The sequence below is a fragment of the Helicobacter sp. T3_23-1056 genome, from assembly GCF_053654535.1.
In genome coordinates this window covers 79,114-105,997 of record NZ_JBSIUU010000007.1, presented here as the reverse complement: position 1 = coordinate 105,997, position 26,884 = coordinate 79,114, and the positions used below count along the sequence as shown (strand labels likewise).

Genomic DNA, 26,884 nt, shown 5'->3' with positions numbered 1-26,884 from the left:
GCTATTCTTCGCGGCTAAGCTCTCGCACAGCAAAATTCACCAGCAAAGTTGGCAAGTCAAAATCCCTTTTTACCGATTCTATCATCACTTCTTTGCAGATAAAATCATACGCCTCATCGCTTAGCTTGCAAGCGTCCAAAAATATGATTCTATCGATAAATTCGCCATTATAAAATGGATTTTGGTAATACTCTTTTATCCCATCAAGCAACACTTTGCTAATCACAATCGCACGAGGCATATCATCATAATTGATTTTTTTCTCTTCTAAATTTGGGATAAACATATCGGTTTGTAGATTTTCCATAGAGGTTTCGCCCTCCATTTTTTGAAAATTATCAAAATCATCATCAAGCGAAAAATCCTCAAAATTGCGCAAATGCAAGGTGGGGCGTTGGTGTTCTTCGCGGTTTAGCGCGCTGATTTCGCTTTGGGCTAGGAAAAAGCCTGAAAACAAAATCTGCTGACGATTGATAACCATTAGGGCGATATTGCTGCGCTGAAGTAGCACATAAAGATTATTTCCAAGCGTGGGGTAGCTTAGTGAGTTTGCAGCGATAAGCAAAAATGGCGAAAACACAAAATCTACCCCATTTACAATGTCATATTTACGCAAATAATCCCTAAGCAACGCTTTTTTGGCAAACACACGGCAAGTGCCAACGGTTATGATTTCGCACTCTTGTGGGCGGACATTTGCTAGGAAAAAATCTTTGCCATTTTTTTGGATTACCACGCCTTGTGCGAGGGATTTTAAAAGCACGCTTATGTAGGTAAATGGGTATTTTCTGCGGTATTTGCGCACGATTTTTACCGCGTCCATTGGGATTTTGTTTTCTCCTGTTTTAAATTCTTTGACAAAAGATTCTATGGTGCGCTCTTTTTTGATGCGCACGACTTTTATCGCGCACGATAGCGCATCGACATTGATAGAGATAAAGACTTTGCTAAAAAAAGGCGAGAGAAGCGAATGTATGATTCCCATTTGGTGTCCTTTTGTTTTATTTGTGGTTTTTATTTGGGCTTAGATTTTATGCGCTTTGCGCGATTTTGCGCGATAGTTTAAACCCTAAGATAGATTTGGGCAAAATCCTTTTTTTCGTGGATTTTGGGATTTTGGATTTTGGGTAGGATTTTTCAATATCTCATCAATTTGTGCGACTTTTTGTTTTAGCACCTGCCTTGCTTCCTCTATGCTAAGGCTAGAATCTAGCCTAAAACCCTCAAATCCATAATAGCATATCTCTCCAAAAGGAAGGGGCAAGCAAAATCTGTCCCAAGTTTTAAACTCATAAAATCGTCTAGGCACGATACGACATAAACTGATTTTTTTGCCACTTTTTTGAGCCATCATTATTAGCCCATCGGCTATATGATGATATGGTCCGCGTGGTCCATCCATCGCTATACCTATGTCTGCGCCATTTTTTAGTGCTTTTATGGACTGCATTAGGGCTAGGACTCCGCCTTTTTTGCCTCCCACATCGGTGCTACCACGAATGGTTTTCATACCAAAAAGCTCACACATAGACGCGATAAGCCCGCCATCAAAATGGCTAGAGCTAATGATATGGACATTATGCGTGTTTGGCTTTGAGCGCAATCTACGATACAAAAACGGCATCATTAGCATTTCTCCGTGCCAAAAGCAAATGAGGATATTTTCATTTTCTAAATTCTCGTGCAAAAAAAAGCGATTTTTATTTAAGCCATACAAAATCCAAGTCAGCAAAAACCCAACACGCGGGACAATATATGCAATAAGCCGTTTTTTTATATCCATTTTAGATGTTCCTTTTTTGTTTTGTTGTTTGGTTGCATTGTGCGTGGATTTGGCTATGTGGTTGATTTTTGTGCGTTAGATTTTTGTGCTAGATTTTGCTTTTTTTAGATTTTGCAAAAATAGCAAAAATCTTTGCTTCAAAAAAACCTTATTTACAAAAATTTGGCTTAGATTTTTGCGCAAACTAGATTTTGGCACAAAATCTAAAAAACACCAAAAAATGCCTTAATATTTTTGGTTTATGTGCTGATATTTTATCGCTTTTTGTTTAGGATTTGGGGTATAGATTTTGCCAAATGCCTAAAATCACAAAAATGCAAGTCAAAAACTGCATAAAATAAAGCCCTAATCCCTTTGTATATCTTCGATTTTGTGTCCGTCTATGCTTTCTTCTTCATCATTGGCTTCTGTGGGGACTATGATTTGGCATTTTTCTAGTGAGATTATGATATTGCTAGTAGGAGAGCCATTTTTGCCGATTAGCATAGAGGTTTGCCCGATTAGATTAAAGTCGCTTTTATTTACCAAAAACCCCTCACAATTTAGCGTCTTGCCCTCTCTAAACGCTCCCTCAAGCTCCAAAAAAAAGCTATCTGGGGAAATTTGCTGGTAGTTATACACCGCTGATAGCCCAAGTGCCAAAATCCAAACAAGCCCTATGAAAAATTTTTTCACAAGCGAAATCGTGGCATTATGCAAAATGCTAATGCCAAGTGCGACTAGCAGGACATAAAGCACGCATATTGAGATAATTTCTATCATTTTAGAGACCTTTTTGTGGTTTATTTCATACCGCGAAGTTGGTAGGTAATATCGCCCGCACCAAAGCCTATGACTATGCCTTTTTTGATGCTATCGATAGGATTTGTGCCTTCAAAGATTGTGATGGCGTCATTTGTGCGCGCTATGCGGGTGGCTAGCGTTGGCTTTGCGTGCGCAAAAAGTGAGCCAAAATCCACTTCGCGCACTTCCTCGCCCGCAGCCCACACAGGCAAAATCACAAGGCGATATTTTGTGCTAAAACATTGCTGAAACGCCCCTAGATTGTCAAAAAGCCGTGAATATTTATGCGGCTGCCAAATGATACAAATCTCTTTTATGTTGCGCAATTTTGCATAAATCTCTAGCGAATTTAGCGTGGCTAAAATCTCGGTGGGGTGGTGTGCGTAGTCATCGATAATGGTTAGATTTTCTTTTGTCAAAATATCAAATCGCTTTTTGATTCCACAAAAATTGGCTAGATTTGTGCGTATTTCTTGCAGGATTTTTTCTTTGCTAGCCTTATCTAGCTTTTTGGCATACTCGACAAAATCTTTGTAGCTAGAATCTTTTGTGGCAAAATCTGCGCTAGATTTTGGGCTAGATTCTAGCAAATCACGCGCTTTTGATTCTAGGGCGGCAAGTATGGCTAGAGAGGCATTTAGCGCGATATGCTCCCCAAACCCCCACACTTCAAATACCCCCAAATCTTTTAGGCAAAATCTTGTATATGGCTCGTCATTTTTAAGCGTGTATGAAATATCGCTAATATCTTTTGATGGATAAAGCGCGATATGGGGCAAGTAGTCTTTGTGCTGGCGTTTGTCGTGCGCTGTGTCGTGCGGATTTTTGTTTGATTTGTGGCTAGTATTTTTATTAGAATCTTTACTAGAATTTTGACTAGAATCTTGGCTAGATTTTGCCTCATTTGAAAATCTGGCCAAAAATTCATCTTCTTTATTGATAACGCGCACTTTTGCTTTGCAAAGAAACTCCCTATACGCGCTATGAAGCTCATCTACATTATGGTTGTAAGTCTCTAAATGCTCTGGTTCAGCATTTGGCACGATGGCAAAATATGGATTTGAATTTAAAAAACTTTTATCAGACTCATCAGCTTCAAAGACGATACTTTGGCTTGAGACTTCGCGCACATTTGAGTGAAACTCTTTGCTCTCAGCCCCGATAATCGCTCCATATTCATTAAAAATCGCGCTTAGCATAGCACTTGTGGTGGATTTGCCGTGTGCGCCACACACGCTATATACGCGTTTAGAATCTAATATTAGGCTTAATGCTTGCTTGCGCGATAGCACGGGGATATGCTTTCTTTGTGCTAGCAAGATTTCTGGGTTATCTTGCTTAATGATGGCGGAGTGGATAATGATATGCTGGTCTTTGATTGCCTTTTTGTCGTGTGGGATAGTGATATTTGCACCTAGAGAGCGCAAATAATGCGTGGTGGGCGAGTGGGCTATATCGCTACCGCTGATAGTCGCGCCTTGCGCTTTTAGGTATTTGGCAAGCCCTGAAATGCCTATGCCACCGATACCGATAAAATGCACTTTTGCAGTTGAGAGCGGAGGGAGGGAGGCTAGATTGGCACTTATCGCGCTTTTTAGGTTGTGAGCGCGCGAATTTGTATAAGTCTCATAAAACGCTAGCAGGGATTCTAGCATTTCGCGCATAATGCTAGGTTCATAGACTAACGCCACGCGCACAAATCCCCTGCCTGCCCCCTCTCTACCTAAAAAACTCCCCGGCAATACTACAAGCCCACTTTGTGCATAAAGCTGCTTAGCAAACGCCAAATCATCTCCCACAAAAAGCCACATATAAAAGCTAAAAGACGCGACATTTGCGCTTGGAAAAAGGCTTTGGGCTAGGCTTAGATTTTGTGCGTAAGTTTGGCGGATAGATTCTGCTTCTTTCGCGTCACTCCACGCGATAGCTGCAGCCCTCTGCAATGGCAGGGGGATAGCTAGCCCCGCATAAGTGCGATAAAGCGCGTAAGGCTCTAAAATCGCTTTATCCCCCGCGATAAATCCACTACGCAAACCCGGGGCAGAGCAACGCTTAGAAATCGAATTGATTGCCAAAATATTTTTAAAATCGCTATTGCCGATTTCTAGTGAGGCTTGGAGAATCGAAGCTGGGGGCGTGTGCTGATAGATTTCGCTATAACATTCATCATTTAAAAGCACAAAATCATATTCTAGCGCGTTTTGTGCCCATATTTTTAGCTCTTCTAGGCTTAGGGCTATGCCTGTGGGGTTATTTGGCGAATTTAAAATCACAAGGTTTGCTAGCTGCATTTGCTCTTTGCTAAGCGTGGGTTTAAAGCCATTTTCTGGCGTTAGATTCATATAAATGCTTTTTGCACCGCTTGCTTTGGCTGCGCCCTCATAGATTTGGTAGAATGGATTTGGGTGGGCTAGCACGGGGGCTTTTATGTTTGCAAAGAGCCATTGAGGAAAATTAAACAGCACTTCGCGTGTGCCAAATGTGGGGAGCATTTGGCTAAAATCTAGCCTTGCTCCAAACCTACGCCATATAAAATCTAAAATGCTTTTTTTTAGATAATCTTCGCCCTTTGAAGCGGGATAGTAGCGAAGCTCATCAGCAGAATCTATCAGGGCTTTTTGGATAGATTTTGGGGTGGGGAATTGCGGCTCGCCGATGGTTAGTTTTTTAGCTGGTTTTGCGGGGGTTATGCCTTCTAGCAGTTTGTTTAGTTTCTCAAAAGGATAAGGTTCAAATTGCATAACTCGCTCTCCACAATGCTTTTTCTAAGATTTTCTAATGCGTAATGCTTTCTTATAAAATGCTTAAATATTTAGCGGTTTTAATGCTTGCCAAATATATTTTTAAGTCGCTAATAAGCCCAAAAATAAGACGCAAATACGGCGTGCAAATGCCACGCAAAATCATCATAAAATCAAAGCGATATTGTAGTCAAAAATCGTAAAAATATGCTTTTAGTCTTGATTTTTTCATAAAGCATTGCTAAAATTACAGCTTTATTTTTGCAAAGTGGATTTTGCAAGTGTTTTTTGATTTTAGATTTTGTGGATTTTGTAAATGCGGGAATAGCTCAGTGGTAGAGCACAACCTTGCCAAGGTTGGGGTCGCGGGTTCGATCCCCGTTTCCCGCTCCATTTTTTTATGAAATTTGCAAATTTTTGCATAAAAGTCTTAGCCTTACGCTCTTTTATAATAAATGCCCGGGTGGTGGAATGGTAGACACAAGGGACTTAAAATCCCTCGGATATTGCTTCCGTGTCGGTTCAAGTCCGACTCCGGGCACCACCACCCCAAATAAAATCTAAAAATTGTTTTTGGCATTTTGGATTTTGCAAAAGATTTCAAAAAATGGCGACATAGCCAAGTGGTAAGGCAGAAGCCTGCAAAGCTTCCATTCCTCGGTTCGACTCCGAGTGTCGCCTCCAAATCTTTACTTGACTTTTTTAATAGATTTTATATTTCGCTTAAATAACACTGCGGGAGATGGCTGAGTGGTTGAAAGCGGCGGTCTTGAAAACCGTTGAGGGTAACACCTCCGGGGGTTCGAATCCCTCTCTCCCGGCCACTCCTTAAAATCACAAAAACTTCAAAACCCACCTTACAAAATCCCATCACAAAATCCACACATAAAATCTAGCAAAATCTACATTTTTAACCAAAACTTAACCAAAAAACTACCCAACCACCGAGCAGATTCCAGCATTATCACGCACGATAGCGACTAGATTTCCTTTTTTAAACATATTGCACACTACGATTGGCAACTTGTTGTCCTTAGCAAGTGCGATAGCCGTATCGTCCATTACTTTGATATTTTCTGCCAACGCCTCATCATAGCTCATTTTATCTAGCTTTTTTGCGTCTTTGTATTTTTTGGGGTCTTTGTCATAGACACCATCGACTTTTGTGGCTTTGATGACATATTCCGCGCCGATTTCTACCGCCCGCAGAGTCGCTGTCGTATCGGTGGTAAAAAATGGATTTCCCGTCCCTGCGGCAAATATCACAACTCGCCCTTTTTCTAAATGTCTAATTGCTCTGCGATAAATGTAAGTCTCGCATACTTCTTGGATTTCTATCGCGCTTTGCACGCGCACATCTAGCCCGCTATGCTCTAGTGCTTCTTGCATTGCCACAGCATTTATCACAGTGGCTAGCATACCCATATAATCCCCGCTTGTGCGCCGTATGATTCCACCTTGTGCGGCGGTAACCCCTCGTATAATATTCCCCCCGCCAATGACGATTCCCACTTCGATATTTGCTTCTAGCAGCTCTTTGATTTCGCCTGCTATGTAGTTTAGGATACTAGGCTCTATGCCAAAGCCACTCTCCCCAGCCAACGCTTCCCCTGAAAACTTTATCAACACTCGCTTTTTTTGCCCACTTTTTGGGCAATCGTTTTTTTCTGTCTGCATTGGAGTATCCTTACAATCCTAAAGTTATTGGGCGTAATTGTAGCAAATCTTAAGCAATCAATCAAACAAAAACAAAAATTACAAAAAAAAAAAAAACGCCAAATTATGATATGATTTTACCACTTCGTAATTCAAATGCTAAAGAGGTAAAATATGAACATTCTAAATCGCTTTTCTTTGACAAGCAAAATCTTAAGTCTAGCCCTGCTTCCACTTCTTGCGTGTGTTGTTTTTGGTGTTTATGTCGCTAAAATCCACCAAAGATTCCTTAAACGCTCATCAATCACTTTTTACGCAAATCAACATTTCTGCAAAAGTCTCAAACCTTATCCACGAGTTGCAAAAAGAGCGCGGGCTTAGTGCTGGGTTTCTATCAAGCAAAGGGAGTAAATTTTCTAGCGAGCTAAACGCCCAAAGAAATAGCACGGATTTGGCACTAGATGAGCTAAAAAAGGCGGTTTCAGCGCATAAAGATTCTCTAAAAGGCGTTGATTTGCAAAGCGGATTTGACGCGCTAAATAATCTAACTACCATTAGAAGCAATGCTGATAATTCCCTAAAAAGCGATTCACCGCTTATTGCGCCGACTATTGGGTATTATACAAAAAGCATAGCCACGCTATTAGATGGCATCACAAAATCTACAAATCTTGTGAGGGATTCTCATATTTTGCGACTGATGTTTAGCTACACGAATTTTTTGTATGCCAAAGAATATGCGGGGCTAGAGAGAGCCACAGGCAATGCTATGCTTAGCGCAAACTCCCCTGCCACGCAAGCACAATTTAATGCGTTTATAAGCCTGCTAACCAAACAAGAAGTGTATGAAAAGTCGTTTTTAGATTTTGGAGATAGTGATGATAGGGTGATTTATGAAAATGCGACAAAACAAGATAGCTTTAAAAAAGTAGATTCTATACGAGAAGTGATAAAATCCAACCACACAAGCGGAAACTACGGAATCGAAGCAAAAATATGGTGGGATACCATCACAGCAAAAATCGATAGCCTAAAAGAAGTAGAGGACAAAATCACGCGCAACATAACCAATGTCTTGCAATCAAAAATTTCCGCCGAGCAGAGGGGATTTTGGGCGATATTGTGTATAGATGCGTTTGTTGTGATTGCAAGCGTGCTGCTTTGCGTGTTTGTAACCAAAAATATTTTAAATAACCTTGATGCAGTCAATCATAAATTAGTTTTTATCACTAATAACAAGGCGTTAAATGAGACCGTGGAGGCAAAAAGCCAAGATTGTATAGGGCTGATGGCAAAATCTGTGAATGTATTTTTGGGCTTTATCCACAAGGTTTTTGTAGGGATACAATCCGCGATAAAATCCAACAAAAATGCCGTGCAGATTTTGGAGGGCGTATCTAATTGCTTAGATTCTAACTCTAAAAGGATAGAATCCATAAGCCAAGAAAACACACAGCTAGGGCAAAAATCTAGTCAAATGCTAGATGAAAATATCAAAATCTTGCAAGCTACCAAAAAAGAGCTAGAGCTTGCCATAGCAAATGCAAAATCTACCAAAGAAGTAATCCACAAAGTATCCACCCAAATCCAAGAATCTATGGAACAAGAGCGCAACAACGCAAGCAAAATCGAGCAACTAGCCAAAGAAGCGCAAAATATCCAACGAGTGCTATCAATGATAACTGAAATCGCCGAGCAAACAAACTTGCTAGCCTTAAACGCGGCTATCGAAGCAGCAAGGGCAGGCGAGCACGGAAGAGGGTTTGCCGTAGTCGCAGATGAGGTGCGAAAGCTAGCCGAGCGCACGCAAACAAGTATCAATGAGACGAGCATATTTACCAAAAGCATACTCCAACAAGTCGATGAGGTAAATACCCAAATAGATGAGAGCCTAGAATCTATGCAAGAGCTAGTGGAGGGCTCACAAAATATGCAAAGCGATATAGACACACTCCAAAAAGCGATAAACACGACATTAGAAAAATCCCTAGAATCCTCTGCTATGGCAAATCTTGTCAATGAAAATGTATCCGCGCTCATCGGCAATAGTGGCAAAATCGATATGTATGTCAAAGAGCTAGCAAATATCAATACGCAAATGCAAAAAGCCTCAAAAGAAATCTCTTTTAAAACAAACGAATTGCACGATGCGATTTTGGATTTTAGAATCTAGGGCGTTATGAAATGTTCGTTTGATTTTTTAGATAATGATTTTATGTGATTTTGCCACTTTTGCCACATAGTATTTTTTAATCATTTTTTAGTCTTGTTTAGTTTGCTTTTATCTTGCAAGCAAAATCTAGGTTTGATAAAATCAAAATCTATAAATTTGGATTTTAAGCCAAATGCAAAAATGCAAGATAAAAATACGAAAAGATTAAGGCATTTGCATAGAGGCTGTTTGTTTTTGCGAATTTTTAGGATTTTGGTTGTTTTGGTTATTTTGCGCGTTTGCTGGGTTTGGCAAGCCTAGCTCTTTGTAGATTTTATCAATCCTGTTTGCTTCTTCTTTTTTTATTACTTCTTTTTCAGCGCGTTTGCTAGCCGTGATAGCGATTTCATTATCGCGGAGTTTTAGCAATAAGATTTTGCGCTCTATCTCTAGCTCCGAGCGAAAATCGCGGATTTTTTGGACTTTGTTTGCTAGCTCTTGGCGCAAATATTTGTTTAATTGAAGTGCGCTTATTTGCTGCTCTAGCCTTGCTTGTGCGAATACTTCTGGGGGGATTCCTTTGATTTGTGCTTCTTTTTGCGCACAAATCCCACTTGATACAAAGCCAACAAATACCAAACCTACTACGCGCTTCATTTTTAACTCCTTTAAGCCAAATTTCATCATAATCTTTGCAAGTTTTTATCTTTGCAATATTTTCACACTACCAACGCCATAAAATCTAAAAAGAAAAATTCCCGCCCACTTTCAAGCTAAGATAGCGCGGAAAAGAGCCCCATTTTTGGGTTTGTGCTAGCTCTGTGCCGCATTGCATAGCGATGTCTAAAAATCCTAAAATATTTACCCCCGTAGTGATTATAATCCCATCATCTTGGCGAATATCTTTCATAAGCCCTGCGCGAATATCAAATGCTTTTAAGTCAATCTTTAGCCCCCCGCCTATCATTTGGCTATATGGTTTTTGATTGCTATGGCTTATCATTTCATTTTGATTCAAATCCGCGTCAATGGCAAACACAAGGTTATTTTGATTATAGGCTACGCCTAACCGAAATTGCGGTTTTATCTGCACTTCGCCACCATTTGAGTAGGTAAATTTGGGGCTATTTATGTTTTTTGCCACAAAGCCAAAAGTAAGGTAGCGAAAATCTGGCAAATCAATCTCTAGCATAGTCCCCGCATCAATGGCAAAATTTGCCTTTGTTTCAAAGTTACCTTTATTGGCAAAATTTTTTGCTTCGTTGCCTAGATTTGTGTTGTTTGATAAAAATGTGGTTTGTTTATTTAGGCTAGCACTGATTAGCCTACCGCTAATGCCTAGATTGATATTTACATACTTGGTATAAAAAGTGTAGGCATAGCCTATGGGAATCTCATTTAGCAAAAATCCTTGCGTGACTATGCTATGAGCATCGCCTTTCTCTAAAGAATGCTGAAGTGATGAACTTTCATAAGTTGCCTTATCGCTAGGAGTGCAACCACCATTAAAATCCACCTTGCAATACGCCTCCCCGCCAGCCACCCCTTGTCCGCCATTAGAATATTTCAAAATCAGCTCCATTCTATTGGCATCTGCCCTGATAGATGAGCCACCATAAAATGAAGCAAAATACCCTACCCCAAATGTGCCGATACTACCTCGCAAAAGCGCAGGGGCAAACTGAAAAGTAACGCCATTTTGGCTAATGAGATTAAACGCATTTTGGCTAAGCGCGCTTTTTAGCGTTTCTAAATTATGTTGGATAGACTTAAAATCCGCCCCTGTGGTAGAGGTAAGATTGCTAGAATTTAATCCGCCTAGATTTATATCTACGATTTTATCGAGGTTTTTTTCACGCACTTCAAGCCCCAGTGAGTAGCCAAATCGCACGCGCTTTGTTTCAGCACTTAAAAGCGCGGGATTATAATAAAGCGCGAAAGGCGAGTTTTTCACCGCTACGCCTGCGCCACCCATACCAGCAGAGACATTGCCCATCGTGCCAAACTCTAGCCCAAATCCTTGCGTGCTACAAACCCCGCACACAAAGCCACAAGCAAGCAGATTTCTAAACAATGCTTTAAGTGAAAAAAACTCTCTCATCGCTTGATTACCATTTATCAATTTTTAGATTTTGGTTATTAGATCTTATTTTGCCACTAGCACGGGGATAGGCGAAGAATTTACAATGCTATTTTGATGAGAATTAAAGATTCTATGAAGTAGCGATGACTCGCTAGCACCGATAACTAGCAAGTCGTATTTATCCGCGATTTCCATCACCACATCGACAGGATTTCCCGTGCGCAAGATTTTGTTGCACGAAATCCCCTCACTTTTAAATGTCAGCTCAAATTCTTCTAAAATCTCATTTGATTTTTCTTTTTCGATATTTTCTATCGTGCCATAATCCACAATCCCGCTCTCCGCATACACAAGCACTTCAGGCGTTACATGAAGCAGCGTTAGCTCCACTTCTTGCCTATGCCCAAACAATCGAATAATCGTCTTTATCGCTCGCCTACATTCCTCTGTATCGCTCACTCCAAATAGTAGCTTTGACATTTTGTCTCCTTAGTTTTTGGTTAGATTTTGGTAAAAAAGTAAAATCCCTTTATTGTAGCAAATCTAGTGTTATTCTTTGTTTGCTTATATCAAAATCGCTAATATGGCTTAAAAATTTAGCCAAAGATTTTGCTTAACACATCGCTTTGGACTAATGCCATATACCCAGCCGTCCCGCCAATCACGCACAACACGCCCAATCTACTAACAATATAAAGTAGCACTACTAATGCGATGCCAGCTAGCTCATTTGCCCCAAAAGGCGAAATGCCAAAATCTATGTCTTTGAAGCAATACACAAGTAGCATTCCTATCATTGCAGGGGGGAGGGCATTGCCTAAGCTAAGCAGTTTTTTGGGGACATTTGCTTTGGCAAAAATCACAAAAGGGGCAAACCTACTTGCAATCGTAGCCACAAACACCACCGATAAAATCGCCAAACTATCTAACACAACAAACAAATCTTTAGACAAAGCAACATCTACAATCCCAAAAAATGCTAAAAAAGATTCTATAAGATTTTCCATACAAGTCCTTATTATAAACAAAAAAGCCAACTTGAAATGTCTAAAACTATCCTAAAAATGATTTTGCAAAACTACTTTGCAAACACTTTGCAACTACTTCGCAACTACTTTGCAATACACAAAATTTGCAAAACAAAGGCGGTATTTTATCATATTATTAACCAACAACGCAAAATAGGGCATTACAAGGAAATAAAATTTTCATTTTTGGCTTAATTTTTTTTTTGGTGTTTTTTATGCGGTGTTTAGGGCTTTTGAATAGAAAAAATTAAGTTGTTTTTTGGGGGGATTTATTTTCACTTAAGATTAAAGAATATAAAATGAAAACTCATAATAAAATAAACAAAAGGAAAATAAAATGAAAAAAGAAAAAAATATTAAATCAAAATTAAAAGGATATAAAAATGAGTAAGAATATAACCATAACAAGATTCAAAAATCTAGTAAGGAAAAAAGAAGTAACAAAAAGCAAACTTGTTATAACTGATACGGGGATAAAGTTTGCAATATTAAAGAATAAAGTTGGCTTTTATGATTCAAACAACATTAAAATCAAAACTGAATCATTTGAATCTATAAACAAATTAGATAATAATCAAATGAGAGAATACCTCAACAATTTAAGATTGAATGTTGAGGTAATCAAAGATAATAAAGCAACAACAAAAAGAGAATCTAAGGCATTTAGTGATTATTTCTTTGAAGTTGTTAGTAAAGAAATAAATGCTAGAAAAATAAAAATTAACACAAAAAGAAGCTATACAACAACAATCAATAAAATGAAAAAAGAAATATCAAAACAAAAAAAGAAAAATGATTTTGAAGCTAAATTAGAGGAATTTTGTTTGGATTCTACAATGCAAAGTAAATTAAATTGTATTGTTACGCTATTAAAAGCATATAATGATAATGTAGAATCAAATAAAATGCTAACTTCTCAAATGGTTAATAGGATTTGTAAGGATAAGAAAAAATATCGTAAAGACCACGACAAAAAGGTTTCTAGCTTTACACTTACAAAAGAGGACTTATTAGCTTATTATAATTTAGCTAGAAAATGCTTAAAAGATTGGAATAATCAATATATCGAAATAAAAACAAAAAACAATTTTGCATTATATCAACAATTCTTAGCCTTAAGCAAACATTTATATGTGGTTTTTGATTGTTGTAGAAATTGTGAATGTTTGAATCTTAGATTTGAATGTTTTAGTAGGGATTATAGGCAAGTAAAGAATGAAAATAATAAAACTGAATGTGATGAAATTATTGCGGTTAGCTTTATTAGCAGGTTTATTATTAAGCGAGTGCGTGAAATAAAAGACTTATTATTAAAGAATGATTATGGTATTGATATTAGATTTAGAGGTAGAATCAAAGTGGAAAATGATTTTGTTTTTATCCCCTTTGAAGTAACACAACTACAAAAAGAAGCCTTATTATCAAATAATAGCAAAACACAACAAAAATTTGATATAGCAAAAAAACCATTTATAGAACAATATCAAACATATAAAGCTACTAAGCACAAAAAAGAAACCAAAAACCACATAACAAGGACTTACTTTGGCAATTTATGCAGTATGTTTCAAAATGTAGGAAATTGCTATGATTATGCTTTATTGCATAAAATCAAAGAGGAATTAACAACTTATAAAGGTAATGCAAAGAATGATAAATTTCTATTCAATAGCCTTAAGGCTTATTTGTTTAGGGATATAACTTTTATGTGTTGTTTGGATAAAGATAGTGAGGAATTCAAAATGCTAACAAATGAGTTTAAGGCGTTATTGAATGATTCTTTTTTTGGAGAAATAGCAACAAATATTCTTAAGCATTTAGCACAAAGTTTTGAAAATCATATATTCGATAAAAACCTATTTGTAGATTATTTTATGCACGGCTTTAATGTGGTTAATGATAAATTTTTGATTTTTGATAAGAGTCTAAATCCCGTTTTAAGTGTTGAAATAAAGAAAATTGAAAATGAAAAATTTTGGGGATTCAAACCACAAACAACGGATATAAACGATTTAGATGTAGAGTTGGATATGCGTTTCTAAATTATCCCCCTGAAATTTTAGGAAACCTCCCTCTACAAAAATTTTAACATTTTAATCTAGCCTTATAAAGCTAGCATTTAAGGGACTTAAGCAAAGTTTTAAGTGGTAATTAGAAAAAGTTACAACTTATTATTAAGAGGGGGATATTACTAAATGCTTTATTTTGCAGTTTTAATATCCACCTCTTTTTCTACTACGGCATAACGCCACAAAGGAAATAATAATGGTAGAAATAAAAGAAAAAAAGAAAACAAATAATAAGCGAAAAATAACGCTTAGGGCGTTATACGAGCTTATAAAGAAAAATGAAAATGTGTGGAAACCTACACTAAAAATAAGTGCTTTAGATAATAATGAAATGCAAGGGATTTTTGTATTCTTTGGCAAAAATAGAACATTAGAAATAAGGCATATACAAGATACAAAAGAGGGTTATAAAACGGAGGATTTGGGATTTTTTCATATAAAAGTATTAGCTAATGCAGAATATGAAATTTTCAAAAATGCTTTATTAAAACTTATAAAAGAACATAAAACAAACCTTATTAACAACGAGGTTTCAAAGGATTCAAATGTTGATTAGTGAAATAGTTGAATGCTTAAAACAAGGCGTTAATATCGAAATTACACCATTAGAAATCAATAATGAAAAATATAAGATTAGTTGCAATAATGGTAATGTTACACTCTTTACAAATTATAAAGGTTTAGATTTTGCAATATGCGATAAGAAGCCTTTAAGTGAATTTGTAAATGTTGAGGATAAACAAATAGAAGCCTTATTGCTTGAAATGGTTAATAATGGTAAAAATGGTAAATTAGACTCTTATGTTTCTTATATGCTTAAACCACGAAATTTTGAAAATTACAAGGAATTTCTAGCTAATAATGTATTAGATAAAGGAATCAATAGCACATTTTCAAAGTGGCTATTTTGGAAAACTTACAACGGCACGGACTATTATGTCTATTGCTATGCTAGTAAGGATTCAAGGGATAGCAAAAAATTCTGGCTAAACATAGCCGAGAATCCACAACAAACAAAGAATAGAATCTTTATTATGAGTAATGATTTGTTATTAGATTATAGTAATGATTTAGAGGGATTCTTTGAAAAAGTAGATTCAAAGTGTGCTAGCTATTTCTACAATAAAAGTTTAGAATTAGAGGAATTTATCAATTAGAATTTTCATTTTTTGGAGGGAATTTATGAAAATTTAATACGAAAATGCTTATAAAGCCCTTAAATGCGATAGTGAGTTGATAATAATTAGTTATCCCCCTTAAGCAAAAACGAGGGCTTATTAAGTCTTAGAAATAACGATAATAAGGGACTTTATAAGGGTAAAATTTGAGATTTTTTTGTTGTGTGATATTTGTTTGTTTTGAAAATTGTTGTTTTCATAACAAAATAGTATCAAAAATTAGCCTTATTTTTGTTTTAATGCTATGTTAGTATTACTAAATTATTATCAACGAAATTTAGCCCCTTTTTGTTAATTCTAGGCTATGTTTTAACTACAATAAAACAAAAGGGGGTATGCGTTTAATCCGTATCCTTTTTTGGATACACTCAAATTTGAGGTTATCTTTTATTTTTGCATTAACTTTTATTTGTTAATCTTATGTTTTGACTTTTTCTAATTTGATATGAAATAGAAAAATCAAAAATGATATAAGGATTAAGAACGCCCTTATATGCGTTATTTAACAATGTTATAAATGATAATCTTTGATAATCCCTTTGATACGGATTTTAATATGCAAAATTAGAAACACCGCTTATTAGGAACTTTTATTATTATCAAAGCATTATATCATAACATTACCTTTTAGGGCTACAATAACCTTGCTTTAAGATTTTCTATTAACCCAAAATCAACACAAAAAGGAGACACAATGAAAGAAAATACAAGAAGCAAAAAGACTTCAAAAGTCATCGAGCAGCTTAGGATAATGCAAGCAGATAGCATCGTGCTATATATGAAAGTGCATAATTATCATTGGAATGTGCGCGGAAGCGATTTCCCACAAGCGCATAAGGCATTAGAAGAGATTTATGATGAGTTTGCGGATATGTTTGATGATTTGGCAGAGAGAGTAGCCCAGCTTGGTGGCACACCTGTGGTAACGCTTAGCGAGGCTCTAAAAATTACCAAAATCAAAGAAGAAACAAAGACTTCTTTCACTTCAAAAGAAACGCTAAAAGAAGTGCTAAAAATCTATGAACAACTTGAAAAAGATTTTGACACACTAGCTAGCCTAGCAGAAAAAGAGGGCGATAGAGTAACCACTGCGTATTGCGATGATAAAATATCAGGGCTACAAAAAGCTATTTGGATGGTAAATGCCCAGCTTTCTTAAAATGCGTTTTTGAAAAAAAATATCTTGCGTGGTTGTATTTGATAAAATCTAACCACGCAATGCGTTTTAAATCTTTAGCCACACAAATCAACACAAAATCCACTTTAAGCCACGACAAATAATGCAAAATCGATTTTGCATTATTTGACATTTTGTTTGGCATTATTTTACGCTATTTATTTGACGCTAGATTTTAAGATTTTGTTGCGTCTTGCTTTTTAGTAACTTCCCAAAAATCCACTTTTTTATTTTACTTACTTTCCAAATGTATCCTTAAAATTTGTCCTTGTTTATTTTGCATATTGTTTTTTGCTATTTGCACGATTTTTGTGCATTTTAATTATACTTGCTACGATTTTACACATTTAGCATATTTTTATGCACGAAGTTAATGAGTTATTAACACAAAACAATATACAATAAAAAGGCTTTTTATTTTATCCAACAAAAAGGAGATTTTATGGAGTGGATACAACACTACGACCCTCTAAACAACCTTTGGCTTAGCGCGTTATTTGCATTTGTGCCAATCGCGTGCTTTTTGCTATGCTTGCTTGCTTTCAAGCTAAAGGGCTATCAAGCAGGATTTATCACCGTGATTGTGGCGACTTTGGTGGCGTTTTTTGCGTATGATATGCCTTTTTCGCTTATTGGTGCTAGCTTCGTGCAGGGCTTTGCGCAAGGTATGTGGCCCATAGCGTGGATTATCATCGCAGCGATTTTCCTCTACAAACTCTCTGTAAAATCAGGTAGCTTTGAAGTCATCAAACAAAGCGTGATGAGTATCACGCCAGACCACAGAATCCAAGTGATTTTGATAGGATTTTGCTTTGGCTCATTTTTGGAGGGGGCGATAGGTTTTGGCGGACCTGTGGCGATTACGGCGGCATTACTTGTGGGGCTAGGGCTAAAGCCACTTTATGCAGCGGGGCTTTGTTTGATTGCAAATACCGCGCCTGTGGCATTTGGTGCGGTTGGGATTCCTATCATTGCGATGACAAACTTAGTAGGCATAGAGCAACAAGCCGTAGCGGCAATGGTGGGGCGAATGCTTGTCCCCCTAAGCCTAACCGTGCCATTTTTCATCGTCTTTTTGATGGACGGCTTTAAGGGGGTAAAAGAGACTTTCCCTGCGATTTTAGTCGCAGCTGTTAGCTTCACAGCGACACAATTTTTAAGCTCAAATTATTTAGGCGCAGAGTTGCCAGACATAGCCTCTGCTATCGTCTCTCTTGCTTGCACCACGCTATTTCTCAAAATATGGAAACCTAGCAATATTTTCCGCCTTGATGATGAAAAGGATTTCAAAGTCGCAAGCCTAGAATTTAGCAAGGTGTTTAAGGCGTGGTTACCTTTTATTTTGCTGATTATTTGTATCGTGCTTTGGACGCAGCCGTGGTTTCAAGGGCTATTTAAAGTTGGCAATCCTATAATGTTTGAATCTGCGGGAGAAGCATTGCCAAAACCTGATTTTTGGCACAATGTCTTGCCTATTTTCAACGAAGCAAAAGAAATCATCGGTTATAAGCTAGTAGGTGTGCTAAGCTATACGCAAATTACGATTAACTTTAATTCTCTTGGCTGGACTTTGCTTGGCACAAATGGCAAGCCTGTGGGGCTTAGCCTGCCTATCAATCTTATCGCTTTGCAGGCTGGAAGTGCGATTTTGCTTGCGGCGTTTCTTACCATTTGGTTTCTTAAAATCAAAGCACAAGACGCAGCGGAATGCTTTTGGGATACGCTAAAAGAAATGGCGATTCCTTGCATTACCATAGGGCTTGTTGTTTCATTTGCCTTTATCTCTAAAAATTCCGCGATGAGCGAAACGCTAGGAAGGGCTTTTGCTGAAACGGGCGATGCGTTTAATTTCTTTAGCCCTGTGATTGGGTGGATTGGCGTATTTATCACAGGTAGCGACACTAGCTCAAACCTACTCTTTGGGACATTGCAGCAAGCAAGTGCTGGCGTGCTAGGCGTAGGCGAAGCGTTATTTTTAGCGGCAAACTCCGTAGGTGGAGTTGTGGGCAAAATGATAAGCCCGCAAAGCATTGCTATAGCGTGCGCAGCGGTGGGGCTAGTCGGCAAAGAAGCGGAGTTATTTAAATTCACATTTAAATATTCGCTAGGATTTATTATTTTGATTGGCATTTGGACGCTTATTATTTCGTTGTTTTTGAGTGGCATTATCCCTGAAGTTACGCCATTGCCAAAAGTATAGCGTTTTTAAAGAGAGGGGATTTAGGAGGGGGGTTTTTATTTTGTAATGCGTTTTGAAGCCAACTTTTTAGAATCTATTTATGGCGTTTGATTTAAGATTTTGGATTTGGGCTTTTGATTTGGACTTGTGGGGGGATTTTATATTTTTGTTTTGGCTAGCATATTTGATTTTGGTATAACTTTTCTCCAAATAGCCGATACTTAAAGCATTGCCAACATAATGTAACACTTTTTATCAAACTTCTTAAATATCTTTATGTTTAGATTTTGCAAAAAACCTCATCATAAACAAGGCTTTTTAGTATGACTTTACTAGTGATTTATTTTCTTGCTACCGTGTCTATATCTGGGGCTTGTTCGGTGTTTGAAGCGATATTATTTAGCGCGACTACGCCATTTGTGGAGGCAAGTGCTAAACTCACTCAAGCAGGCAAAATCCTAAAGCATTTAAAAGCAAATATTGATAATTCTGTGGGCGCAGTGCTTGTCATCAATATGTTTGCCAACACTATGGGCGCAGCAGCGGTGGGAGCGCAGTCTGTGGAGGTGTTTGGCGAGGAGTGGGCTGGAGTGGTGGCTATTGTGATGACGATAAGCATTTTGTATGTCGCAGAGATTATCCCAAAAACCCTTGGCGCGCTGTATTGGAAAAAGCTCATTTTGCCTTGCTGTTACCCTTTAATCATAATGTATTATATCGCCTTTCCGTTTGTGTATATTTCGCGTGGGATTACATTTTTTTTCCGCAAAAATGGTGTAGAAAAAATCAGCCGAGATGAGATTTTGTCCATTATGGAGCTTGGCGAAAAAAGTGGCTCACTAGACGCGCTAGAAATGGATATTTTGGAGCATATCATCGGACAAAAATCTATCCGTGTCAAAGACATAATGACGCCAAAAAATCTAGTCTTTACCCTTGATGAAAATCTAACCCTAACACAAGCCCTAGCCCAATCCCAAAAGCGCAAATACTCACGCATACCGCTAATGGATTCTGCCAAACAAATCACCTCTATCGCGTATCGCAAAGATATTTTGCGCTCAAATCTAAAAAACAAAGAAAAAGAGATTCTAAAAAGCATTGCAAAGCCATTTAACACCGTGCAAGAAAACAAACAAGTGCTAATGCTACTAAGGCTTTTTATCCTGCGACACGCACATTTGTTTGTCGTGCTAGATAAGCAGGGGGCTTACATAGGCATCGTTACGCTAGAAGACGCGCTAAATGCCGTGCTAGGCGTAGGCAATCTATCACGACACTAAAATCCAACCAAAATCTAAAAAGGAATAACGATGACGCTACTTATCATTTATTGTTGTGTTGCCATTATTTTTAGCTTTATTTGCTCTATTTTAGAATCCGTATTTCTTAGCACCACGCCTTCTTTTGTAGAATCTTATGAAAAAACCCACCCAAAAGTAGGTGGCTATATGCGCTACCTAAAATCTAATATCGAGGAAGCGGAAGGCGCGATTTTGGTGCTAAATACCTTTGCGGTAACGGCTTGCTCTACGGGATTTGGGATAGAGGTTACAGAGATTTATGGCGAAGATTGGCAGTTTATCGCTTCGAGTATTTTTGCCGTAGCGATGATTTATATCACAGAGATTTTCCCAAAGACTTTGGGCAACACTTATTGGCGTGCGTTTGCGCCGAGCGTGGCTATTTGCGTGCGATATTTGCTAAAAATCACATTTCCTTTTGTCGTGCTAGCAAAGGGTATCACACATTTTCTCACGCACGGAGCAAAAATCCCAACCACAAGAGGCGAAATCCTAGCAGCTAGCGAAATGGGCAACAAAGGTGGCTCACTAGGTGCGAAAGAAACGCATATTGTCAAAAATCTTTTGACGCTAAAAAATTATCAAGCCATCGATATACTAACCCCTAGAAGCGTGGTTTTTACGCTAAAAAGCGATGAAAAAATCAAAGACGCTGCCAAACATAAGCGCATCACTCATCATTCTTGCGTGCCTGTGGTGCAGGGTGATAGTATTGATTGCATTTTGGGGGTGGTGGATTCTAAAGAGATTTTAGCCCTTAGCGTGCAAGGCGATGGGGATAAAATGGTGGAGGAATTTACAAAGCCTGTGGATATTGTGCCATATAATATTTCGGTGCTGAAGTTGTTGCATTTGTTTGTAAGCCAAAATGATGACAAAAAGTCAAAAGATTCTTACAAGCAAGAGCAGATTTCAAGGCTTTTTATCGTGCTAGATAGGTATGAGCAATTTATGGGGATTGTAACCTTTGAAGATGTGCTTGAGACATTGCTAGGCGATGAGATTGTAGATGAGTTTGATGAGGCAAAAGATATGCAAGAGCTTGCCAAAAGACAAAAACTAATCAAAGAGCGCGCAAAAAAGCACAAAAAACACGCCCAAAACAAAATCTAATAATACAAAATCCAGCAAGACAAAATCTAAAATAAACAAGAATCCAAAAAAAAACACCACGCAAAATCCACGCCCAACCACCAAAACCACAAAATCTAACCCAAAATGATGGCAAATATGTGGGCAAATTTTATCACTAGGGATTCTTATATTGATAGATATTTCGTTATTTGTAGTAACGCTTGGGTGCAAAGCATTTACGCGGTAGCGAGAATCAGGGATTTGCGCAGGATAAATGCGGAATGTTGATATTAAAATACAAATTTCTTGCCGTTGCAAGTTGTTCGCAAAAATTTAGCAAAAATCTTTCATCTAATTCCTCATCTATGATTTTTTCATAACGCCCATCTTTGCCTATCCATAGTTCTTTTTCCTTATTAAAGCATATTTCGTTAATATCCATTGTGAGATATTTGTCTAATTTACCCAAAAGAGCTTCTAAGATTTTAGAGCGCATAAGAAAATCCTAAATCAAAAAAAACTATTTTAGTAGTTCTTGGCGTTGGGCGTATAGCTTTTGGATTTTAGTTTCTTTAGCTTGCAACTTAGCCAAAAGTTCTTTATGTTCTTTTGCCTCTTTTGCTAATTCTTTATCGATTCTCTCAATAGAAACTCTTGCTTTATTGCTTTTTTCGATATTTGCTAGAATCTCATCTATGTGTTGGGCGTTTGTGCTTTGATTTTGTGATTTTTGTGTTTCTTGTATTTCTTGTGTGTTGTCCATTTTTTACCTTTCGCGTTTTTTGCAAGTTTTTTGATTTTTGGATAAAAATCTTGCAAAAATATAACGAAAAAAAATTGCTATTTGTGTAGCAATTTTTAGGTCAAAAAAACACACAATTTTTGAGTAAGATTAAGGGATAAAAAGTTGTGTAATATCGTAAAATAGGAAAATCTAATTCTTAAATATTGCTTAATAGCAATATTTTTTTAAGATAGAATTAAGTTAGAAATGAGATAAAAAAGATAAAAACAAAAGCCAAAAGAGATAAAAATTATCTACTTTTGCCTTTTGTTAAAACATTATTCAAGCCTTTAGATTCTATGTTTTGGATTAAATCTTTTGGGATTTTTTCCTGCCTAAATGCCTGCATTGCAAAATCTACTTCACACTTTTTATGACTTAAATCAATATTGCTTACTCCCACCTTATCGCAAAGTTTCAAAAATTTTTCAACGCGCTCAATAGATTTTATGTCGTATTTTAGGTTTTGTTGTTGCGTTTATATTTTTGATTACAAAAATCTAAGGCTAATTGCGCTCTTTCTTGTATTGCTTTTTGGATAGATTCTAGCCAAATATCAGGCAGATTAAAATCTTTGTGTTTTGTAAATTCAAAGGATTTTAGTTTTTCTAGGGCTGGGATATGGCGTGGTTGTGTAAATAACTTTAGTTGTTCATCAAAACTTATATAAAGTTTTGATTGATATTTTTTGATAGATTCTTTTATGTTGTTGAGTTCATTTTCACGCAAAAAATTTATCATCGAAAATCCATTATCAAATATTGGTGCTGGGCGCAAAATCTCATTTGTGTTATTGTCAATTATCATTCCAAAATTGCCTAAATGTCTATCTTTGTTGCAAATAATTCCATCAAAGAGCATTAAATTTTGCAAAGATTCTACGCCATATACATTTGACAAGGAATCAATAGATTCTAATCCTCTTTTTTGTAAAGATTGTTTATCCAACAAATAATAAATAGCCATATATCCCTCATTTTCATTAGTAAAAATAGGGCAAGTGCTTACAAGTTGTCCGTGAAACTCTCTTAAATCATAAGGTGTATGCTTAAAATCTAATGCTTTTGCAACTTGCGCCATATAGTATTCGCTATATGCCTCTTTGCCGACATTGGATTGTTTATAATTTGCGCTTACACAGCCCTTGTAAAGATAAATTTGTCCATTTTCTCTATGCCAACACTTTTTTAGCATTCCATTTGTGGTGTATTCAGGCGAGCTTGTGATACCATTTGCTTTGTGTGAATTACCACTAAAAGCGACTAATTCAAGTGCTTTATCAAATTCATTCGCGTAGAGATTGTATTTTTTCCACTCATAATCAGAATCTGCTGGCACAATCCAATAAGAATCATTAAGCGATAATCCTAATGATATATCAATATAATCCATAAGCCCCTCTCTTTTGTTTGTATGACTATATGTTGCGATGATTTCATCTATAAATTCTCTATTTTTGGGGGCTTTGCGTCCATCTATCCATTGTGTTAATGAATTTATTAAATGTTGTGAATTGATACTTTTTGGTAACAAAGGTTCATTTATAATTTTTATATTGCTAATTTCATTTGTATAGGTTGTTTCTTGCAATGTTTGGATAAAAGATTCTTTCGTGCTTACATCAAATTCCAACACAGCTTTGTCTTTATTTTTTAGCAAATATTTCATAACCATTTTCCTTTACAAACAAAACTAATCATTTTTCAAAAACTAATTTTTTTGTTACTTGCTTAATACTATTGCGACAATATAATGCAAAAATTACATTCTTAGTATTATATCATAAACGCATTTTAAAACACGCTTTGCAATTTTTTACCATCGCAAAAAATATACAAAAAACAAAGCACGGGATCCTCCGCTTTTTATGCTATTTCGGGGTAAAAATTTTCGTTTTTTCTTAAACAAAAACAACATTGCCAAAATCAAAATCTACTTGATTCTTGTGGGGTTTTTGGAGCTAATGTATAAAAAAATCGCTTGGATTTCTTCATCTGTGAGGTTGTATTTTGGCATTATGCCATTATCTTGGCTTAGAGCGATTCTAAAATGCGATAACTCTAAATTATTGATACGAGGGACTAGGAGGGTTTTTTGTTTGCCTTTGTGTTTGTAGGTGGCTAGTAGCGTTTCTTCGCCTATGTTTCCGTGGCATTTGATACAGCCGATTCCGCGAGGGTATTCATATAGGCTTGCGCCGTATTCTTGCGGGGTTATGAAGCTTTCATCATTGCGATGTTCATTTGCTAGACTATGATTTTCTTTGCCAAAATCTATGTTTGATTTGCTTTCGCTTTGAATAGATTGTTTAGAGTCGTTTGTAGATTTTTGCGTGGATTTTGTGTCTTTTTGGGGTTGGGCTGGTTTGGACTCTTTAGCGGTTTTTTTAGTCGCTTCTTTGTTAGATTCTCTAATCACTTCTTTGCTAGATTCTTGCGTGGATTTGTCATTTGCCTCATTAGATTGATTTATGGCGTCTTGTGCTTTTTGTGGCTGTGTATCTATCATCAAATCTAGCGTGCTAGATTCTTTTGTGCTAGATTCTAGCACGGATTGTGGGATATATTCTGCATTTGGTTTTACATTTGGAGGGGTGTTTGTTTGCGCATTTGATGTTGCATTAGTCATTTGCCACACGCCAAAAATCGCGCACAAAGCTCCAAAAGTAGCTATGTTTTTAGGCATTTTGCTAGCTAGTTTTTTCAAAGTTTTGTCAAAAGATATGCACTTCATAGTCAAAGCCTTAATATTTTTTTATTATAATAGCACCTTTTATCTAACCCTACATAGATTCACATAGCACAAAACACACCAAAATCTACTACAAAAACACCTAAAAGGCATTTGATGACTATCTTAGATGGCAAATCTCTCTCTTTAAAAATCCAAGATTCCCTCAAACTCCAAGTATCAGCCCTTAGCAAAAAACCAAAGCTAGTGGTTATCCTCGTGGGAGCGGACGCTCCGAGCCTAGCCTATGTCAATATGAAAGCAAAAGCGTGTGAAAATGTCGGTATCATAGGCGAAGTGTTGCGATTTGGCGAGGAAGTAGAAGAGGGGAAAATCCTCCACGAAATAGCTAGGTTAAATGCTGATAAAAGTGTGAATGGCATCTTAGTGCAGTTGCCACTCCCAAAGCATTTTGACACCGATAAGATTTTAGAATCCATATCCCCGCATAAAGATGTCGATGGATTTCACCCCATAAATGTAGGCAGGGTGCAGTGCGGATTTTATGATGGATTGGATGACGGGTTTGGTGATAATTTTGATGATTTTGCAAGCGGGGTTGATTGCAAAAATAGCACGCTACAAAACCAAAATCTAAAAACAGACAAAATCAACATACAAAATCTTGCACAAAAGGTAAGTTTTTCTCCCGCCACGCCACTAGGGATTATGAAATTGCTAAAAGCCTATAATATCGAGCTAAAAGGCAAAAATGTCGCTATCATCGGGGCTAGCAACATCGTAGGCAAGCCACTAGCCCAGCTTATGCTAAATGCAGGCGCGACTATTAGTATTTGCCATATTTTTACGCGTGATATTGGCGTTTTTACACGCACGGCGGATATTGTATGCGTGGGGGTTGGCAAAGTAAATCTAATCACAAAAGAGCACATCAAAGAAGGCGCAATCATCATAGACATTGGCATAAATCGCTTGGATAATGGCTTATTGTGCGGAGATGTGGATTTCGCAGAAGTAAGCAAAAAAGCTAGCTTTATCACGCCTGTGCCCGGTGGAGTAGGACCTATGACGATAGCAGCCCTGCTAGCAAACACCCTAAAAGCATACAAAATCCAAAATCCATAAAACCAAAACAACCCCAAAAACAACCAAAAAAAAGAAAGGATAACAATGAATACCAACGACAAATCTAACCCAAAATCTACGCAAGACACCCCAAATCCCGCATTGCCAAAAAAGATTTTACTAGGGATTTATAGCTTTTTTTCTAGTTGGACGGGGACGATATTGCTCGTGCTTTTTGTGATATTTTTTGTCGCGCAAGGCTTTGTGATTCCCTCTCGCTCTATGGTTGGCACGCTTTATGAGGGCGATATTTTGTTTGCCAAAAAATATGTCTATGGGATTCCTATACCGCGACTTCCTTGGGTAAATACCCCGATTTTGCCAGATTTTTTTGGCAATGGACATCTAATCAAAGCTGAGGGACCAAAAAGAGGCGATATAGTGATTTTTATCCCTCCGCATTTAGAAAAACTCGGCATAAAAACCGACCACTACATAAAGCGGGCATTTGCCAAAGGTGGCGATGAGGTGCTTTTCACACCGCGTGGAATGTATCTGCACCCAAGTGAAGGAAATGACTATATCAAAGAACACTACAATGGCTATGAAATGGTGCAAAGAGGGGATAAACTCTTTGTGCTAGAGCCCTACTCTAAAGAGCATTTTGGCATAAGCTATGATGAGGGGCTATCCTCTTTTTATCAAATGGCAAGCATTTACAATGAAGCAAGGCAAGATGGACGCTCGCCATATAGCTTTAGCGCGCAATATCGTGGAATCTCTATGGAAGCCATCATCGATAATGGGCGCGTGGAGTATTTTTACAAAAAAATTGATGAAGATGAATACTTTATGGTAGGGGATAATCGCAATAATAGTGAGGATTCGCGCTTTTGGGGGAGTGTGCCATACTCAAATATCATAGGGACTCCGTGGTTTATCTACCTAAGCATAAACCTAACCCAAAGCGTAGAATCAAACGCATACTTTGAGCCAAAGCAAAGATACTCACTGCGATGGGAGAGAATGTTTAAAACAATGGATGGAATCGAAAATCTAGCCGCACAAAAGGCACAACAAAAATCAAACATTATCCCAAGTGAAGTCGCTAGCAAATAATACTTGCGCTTAGATTTT

At 37.4% G+C, this 26,884-nt stretch carries 24 protein-coding genes, 4 tRNA genes and 4 pseudogenes; 16 read left to right on the top strand and 16 right to left on the bottom strand.

Annotated elements, in window-relative coordinates:
- Window position 1 precedes the first annotated feature (1 nt).
- From ACWIUO_RS05325 to ACWIUO_RS05305, 5 genes and pseudogenes are all read right to left on the bottom strand, one after another.
- The gene (locus ACWIUO_RS05325; protein WP_454176873.1) at window positions 2-985 is read right to left on the bottom strand and encodes a hypothetical protein; all 984 of its coding nucleotides are present in this window, start codon (window positions 983-985) and stop codon (window positions 2-4) included.
- Window positions 986-1,069: 84 nt separating this feature from the next.
- Window positions 1,070-1,783 (bottom strand): lysophospholipid acyltransferase family protein, encoded by a 714-nt coding sequence (locus ACWIUO_RS05320; protein WP_454176872.1) that lies wholly within the window; start codon window positions 1,781-1,783, stop codon window positions 1,070-1,072.
- A gap of 345 nt (window positions 1,784-2,128) precedes the next feature.
- The gene (locus tag ACWIUO_RS05315; protein ID WP_454176871.1) at window positions 2,129-2,545 is read right to left on the bottom strand and encodes a hypothetical protein; all 417 of its coding nucleotides are present in this window, start codon (window positions 2,543-2,545) and stop codon (window positions 2,129-2,131) included.
- A gap of 20 nt (window positions 2,546-2,565) precedes the next feature.
- Window positions 2,566-4,107 (bottom strand): annotated as a pseudogene (gene murC, locus ACWIUO_RS05310) (UDP-N-acetylmuramate--L-alanine ligase); the annotation flags it as partial.
- Between the two features lie 96 nt (window positions 4,108-4,203).
- A pseudogene (locus ACWIUO_RS05305) lies at window positions 4,204-5,307 on the bottom strand (succinyldiaminopimelate transaminase); the annotation flags it as partial.
- A 59-nt stretch (window positions 5,308-5,366) separates the two neighbouring features.
- Between ACWIUO_RS05305 and ACWIUO_RS05300 the strand changes: the two are divergent.
- The 5 genes from ACWIUO_RS05300 (at window position 5,367) to ACWIUO_RS05280 (ending at window position 6,131) form a co-directional block, all read left to right on the top strand.
- Entirely contained in the window at window positions 5,367-5,510 is a 144-nt protein-coding gene (locus ACWIUO_RS05300) for a hypothetical protein (protein WP_454176870.1), read from the top strand.
- Window positions 5,511-5,625: 115 nt separating this feature from the next.
- A tRNA-Gly gene (locus tag ACWIUO_RS05295) sits at window positions 5,626-5,700 on the top strand.
- Window positions 5,701-5,764: 64 nt separating this feature from the next.
- Window positions 5,765-5,851 (top strand) — tRNA-Leu (locus ACWIUO_RS05290).
- Window positions 5,852-5,916: 65 nt separating this feature from the next.
- Window positions 5,917-5,991: transfer RNA gene (locus ACWIUO_RS05285), tRNA-Cys, on the top strand.
- A gap of 52 nt (window positions 5,992-6,043) precedes the next feature.
- Window positions 6,044-6,131, top strand: a tRNA-Ser gene (locus tag ACWIUO_RS05280).
- 109 nt (window positions 6,132-6,240) lie between these two features.
- Here ACWIUO_RS05280 and pyrH read toward each other — a convergent pair.
- Complete coding sequence (pyrH, locus tag ACWIUO_RS05275) at window positions 6,241-6,984, bottom strand: UMP kinase (RefSeq protein ID WP_454176869.1); 744 nt, start codon at window positions 6,982-6,984, stop codon at window positions 6,241-6,243.
- Window positions 6,985-7,225: 241 nt separating this feature from the next.
- Here pyrH and ACWIUO_RS05270 point away from each other — a divergent pair.
- Both ACWIUO_RS05270 and ACWIUO_RS05265 read left to right on the top strand, forming a co-directional pair.
- A pseudogene (locus tag ACWIUO_RS05270) lies at window positions 7,226-8,017 on the top strand (nitrate- and nitrite sensing domain-containing protein); the annotation flags it as partial.
- A 609-nt stretch (window positions 8,018-8,626) separates the two neighbouring features.
- Window positions 8,627-9,136, top strand: a pseudogene (locus ACWIUO_RS05265) (methyl-accepting chemotaxis protein); the annotation flags it as partial.
- 204 nt (window positions 9,137-9,340) lie between these two features.
- On the opposite strand, the gene ACWIUO_RS05260 reads toward ACWIUO_RS05265, so the two are convergent.
- From ACWIUO_RS05260 to ACWIUO_RS05245, 4 genes are all read right to left on the bottom strand, one after another.
- Window positions 9,341-9,772, bottom strand: coding sequence for a hypothetical protein (locus tag ACWIUO_RS05260; protein ID WP_454176868.1), 432 nt, complete (start codon window positions 9,770-9,772; stop codon window positions 9,341-9,343).
- Window positions 9,773-9,857: 85 nt separating this feature from the next.
- Complete coding sequence (traF, locus tag ACWIUO_RS05255) at window positions 9,858-11,216, bottom strand: conjugal transfer protein TraF (RefSeq protein ID WP_454176867.1); 1,359 nt, start codon at window positions 11,214-11,216, stop codon at window positions 9,858-9,860.
- Window positions 11,217-11,261: 45 nt separating this feature from the next.
- Window positions 11,262-11,678, bottom strand: coding sequence for a universal stress protein (locus ACWIUO_RS05250; RefSeq protein ID WP_454173401.1), 417 nt, complete (start codon window positions 11,676-11,678; stop codon window positions 11,262-11,264).
- Between the two features lie 116 nt (window positions 11,679-11,794).
- Window positions 11,795-12,205: a branched-chain amino acid transporter permease gene (locus ACWIUO_RS05245; protein ID WP_454176866.1), complete on the bottom strand. Its 411-nt coding sequence runs from the start codon at window positions 12,203-12,205 to the stop codon at window positions 11,795-11,797.
- 404 nt (window positions 12,206-12,609) lie between these two features.
- Here ACWIUO_RS05245 and ACWIUO_RS05240 point away from each other — a divergent pair, with 404 nt between their 5' ends.
- From ACWIUO_RS05240 to ACWIUO_RS05220, 5 genes are all read left to right on the top strand, one after another.
- Window positions 12,610-14,268 (top strand): hypothetical protein, encoded by a 1,659-nt coding sequence (locus ACWIUO_RS05240; protein WP_454176865.1) that lies wholly within the window; start codon window positions 12,610-12,612, stop codon window positions 14,266-14,268.
- Window positions 14,269-14,491: 223 nt separating this feature from the next.
- On the top strand, window positions 14,492-14,851 hold the full coding sequence (locus ACWIUO_RS05235) for a hypothetical protein (protein ID WP_454176864.1): 360 nt from the start codon (window positions 14,492-14,494) through the stop codon (window positions 14,849-14,851).
- Window positions 14,841-15,452 (top strand): hypothetical protein, encoded by a 612-nt coding sequence (locus ACWIUO_RS05230; RefSeq protein WP_454176863.1) that lies wholly within the window; start codon window positions 14,841-14,843, stop codon window positions 15,450-15,452. The genes ACWIUO_RS05235 and ACWIUO_RS05230 overlap by 11 nt, the downstream gene beginning before the upstream one ends.
- A gap of 715 nt (window positions 15,453-16,167) precedes the next feature.
- The gene (locus tag ACWIUO_RS05225) at window positions 16,168-16,632 is read left to right on the top strand and encodes a Dps family protein (RefSeq protein WP_454176862.1); all 465 of its coding nucleotides are present in this window, start codon (window positions 16,168-16,170) and stop codon (window positions 16,630-16,632) included.
- Window positions 16,633-17,092: 460 nt separating this feature from the next.
- Window positions 17,093-18,850, top strand: a complete 1,758-nt coding sequence (locus tag ACWIUO_RS05220) for an L-lactate permease (RefSeq protein WP_454176861.1) — start codon at window positions 17,093-17,095, stop codon at window positions 18,848-18,850.
- Between the two features lie 66 nt (window positions 18,851-18,916).
- On the opposite strand, the gene ACWIUO_RS05215 is transcribed toward ACWIUO_RS05220, so the two are convergent.
- Window positions 18,917-19,078 (bottom strand): hypothetical protein, encoded by a 162-nt coding sequence (locus tag ACWIUO_RS05215; RefSeq protein WP_454176860.1) that lies wholly within the window; start codon window positions 19,076-19,078, stop codon window positions 18,917-18,919.
- Window positions 19,079-19,152: 74 nt separating this feature from the next.
- Between ACWIUO_RS05215 and ACWIUO_RS05210 the strand changes: the two genes are divergently transcribed.
- Window positions 19,153-20,112 carry a CNNM domain-containing protein gene (locus ACWIUO_RS05210; RefSeq protein WP_454176859.1) on the top strand — a complete coding sequence of 320 codons (960 nt, stop codon included), beginning with the start codon at window positions 19,153-19,155 and terminating at the stop codon, window positions 20,110-20,112.
- 30 nt (window positions 20,113-20,142) lie between these two features.
- Entirely contained in the window at window positions 20,143-21,246 is a 1,104-nt protein-coding gene (locus ACWIUO_RS05205; RefSeq protein ID WP_454176858.1) for a CNNM domain-containing protein, read from the top strand.
- Between the two features lie 214 nt (window positions 21,247-21,460).
- Here ACWIUO_RS05205 and ACWIUO_RS05200 read toward each other — a convergent pair whose 3' ends face one another.
- The 5 genes from ACWIUO_RS05200 to ACWIUO_RS05180 all read right to left on the bottom strand — a co-directional run bounded on the left by ACWIUO_RS05200 (window position 21,461) and on the right by ACWIUO_RS05180 (window position 24,724).
- Window positions 21,461-21,703, bottom strand: a complete 243-nt coding sequence (locus ACWIUO_RS05200) for a hypothetical protein (RefSeq protein ID WP_454176857.1) — start codon at window positions 21,701-21,703, stop codon at window positions 21,461-21,463.
- Between the two features lie 24 nt (window positions 21,704-21,727).
- Window positions 21,728-21,970 (bottom strand): hypothetical protein, encoded by a 243-nt coding sequence (locus ACWIUO_RS05195; protein WP_454176856.1) that lies wholly within the window; start codon window positions 21,968-21,970, stop codon window positions 21,728-21,730.
- A gap of 271 nt (window positions 21,971-22,241) precedes the next feature.
- Window positions 22,242-22,412 carry a hypothetical protein gene (locus tag ACWIUO_RS05190; RefSeq protein WP_454176855.1) on the bottom strand — a complete coding sequence of 57 codons (171 nt, stop codon included), beginning with the start codon at window positions 22,410-22,412 and terminating at the stop codon, window positions 22,242-22,244.
- A 38-nt stretch (window positions 22,413-22,450) separates the two neighbouring features.
- Window positions 22,451-23,659, bottom strand: coding sequence for a transcriptional regulator (locus tag ACWIUO_RS05185; protein ID WP_454176854.1), 1,209 nt, complete (start codon window positions 23,657-23,659; stop codon window positions 22,451-22,453).
- 264 nt (window positions 23,660-23,923) lie between these two features.
- Window positions 23,924-24,724 (bottom strand): c-type cytochrome, encoded by an 801-nt coding sequence (locus ACWIUO_RS05180; protein ID WP_454176853.1) that lies wholly within the window; start codon window positions 24,722-24,724, stop codon window positions 23,924-23,926.
- Between the two features lie 114 nt (window positions 24,725-24,838).
- On the opposite strand from ACWIUO_RS05180, the gene ACWIUO_RS05175 reads away from it, so the two are divergent.
- Complete coding sequence (locus tag ACWIUO_RS05175) at window positions 24,839-25,807, top strand: bifunctional 5,10-methylenetetrahydrofolate dehydrogenase/5,10-methenyltetrahydrofolate cyclohydrolase (RefSeq protein ID WP_454176852.1); 969 nt, start codon at window positions 24,839-24,841, stop codon at window positions 25,805-25,807.
- Window positions 25,808-25,852: 45 nt separating this feature from the next.
- The gene (lepB, locus tag ACWIUO_RS05170) at window positions 25,853-26,866 is read left to right on the top strand and encodes a signal peptidase I (protein WP_454176851.1); all 1,014 of its coding nucleotides are present in this window, start codon (window positions 25,853-25,855) and stop codon (window positions 26,864-26,866) included.
- The last annotated feature ends 18 nt before the right edge of the window (window positions 26,867-26,884 follow it).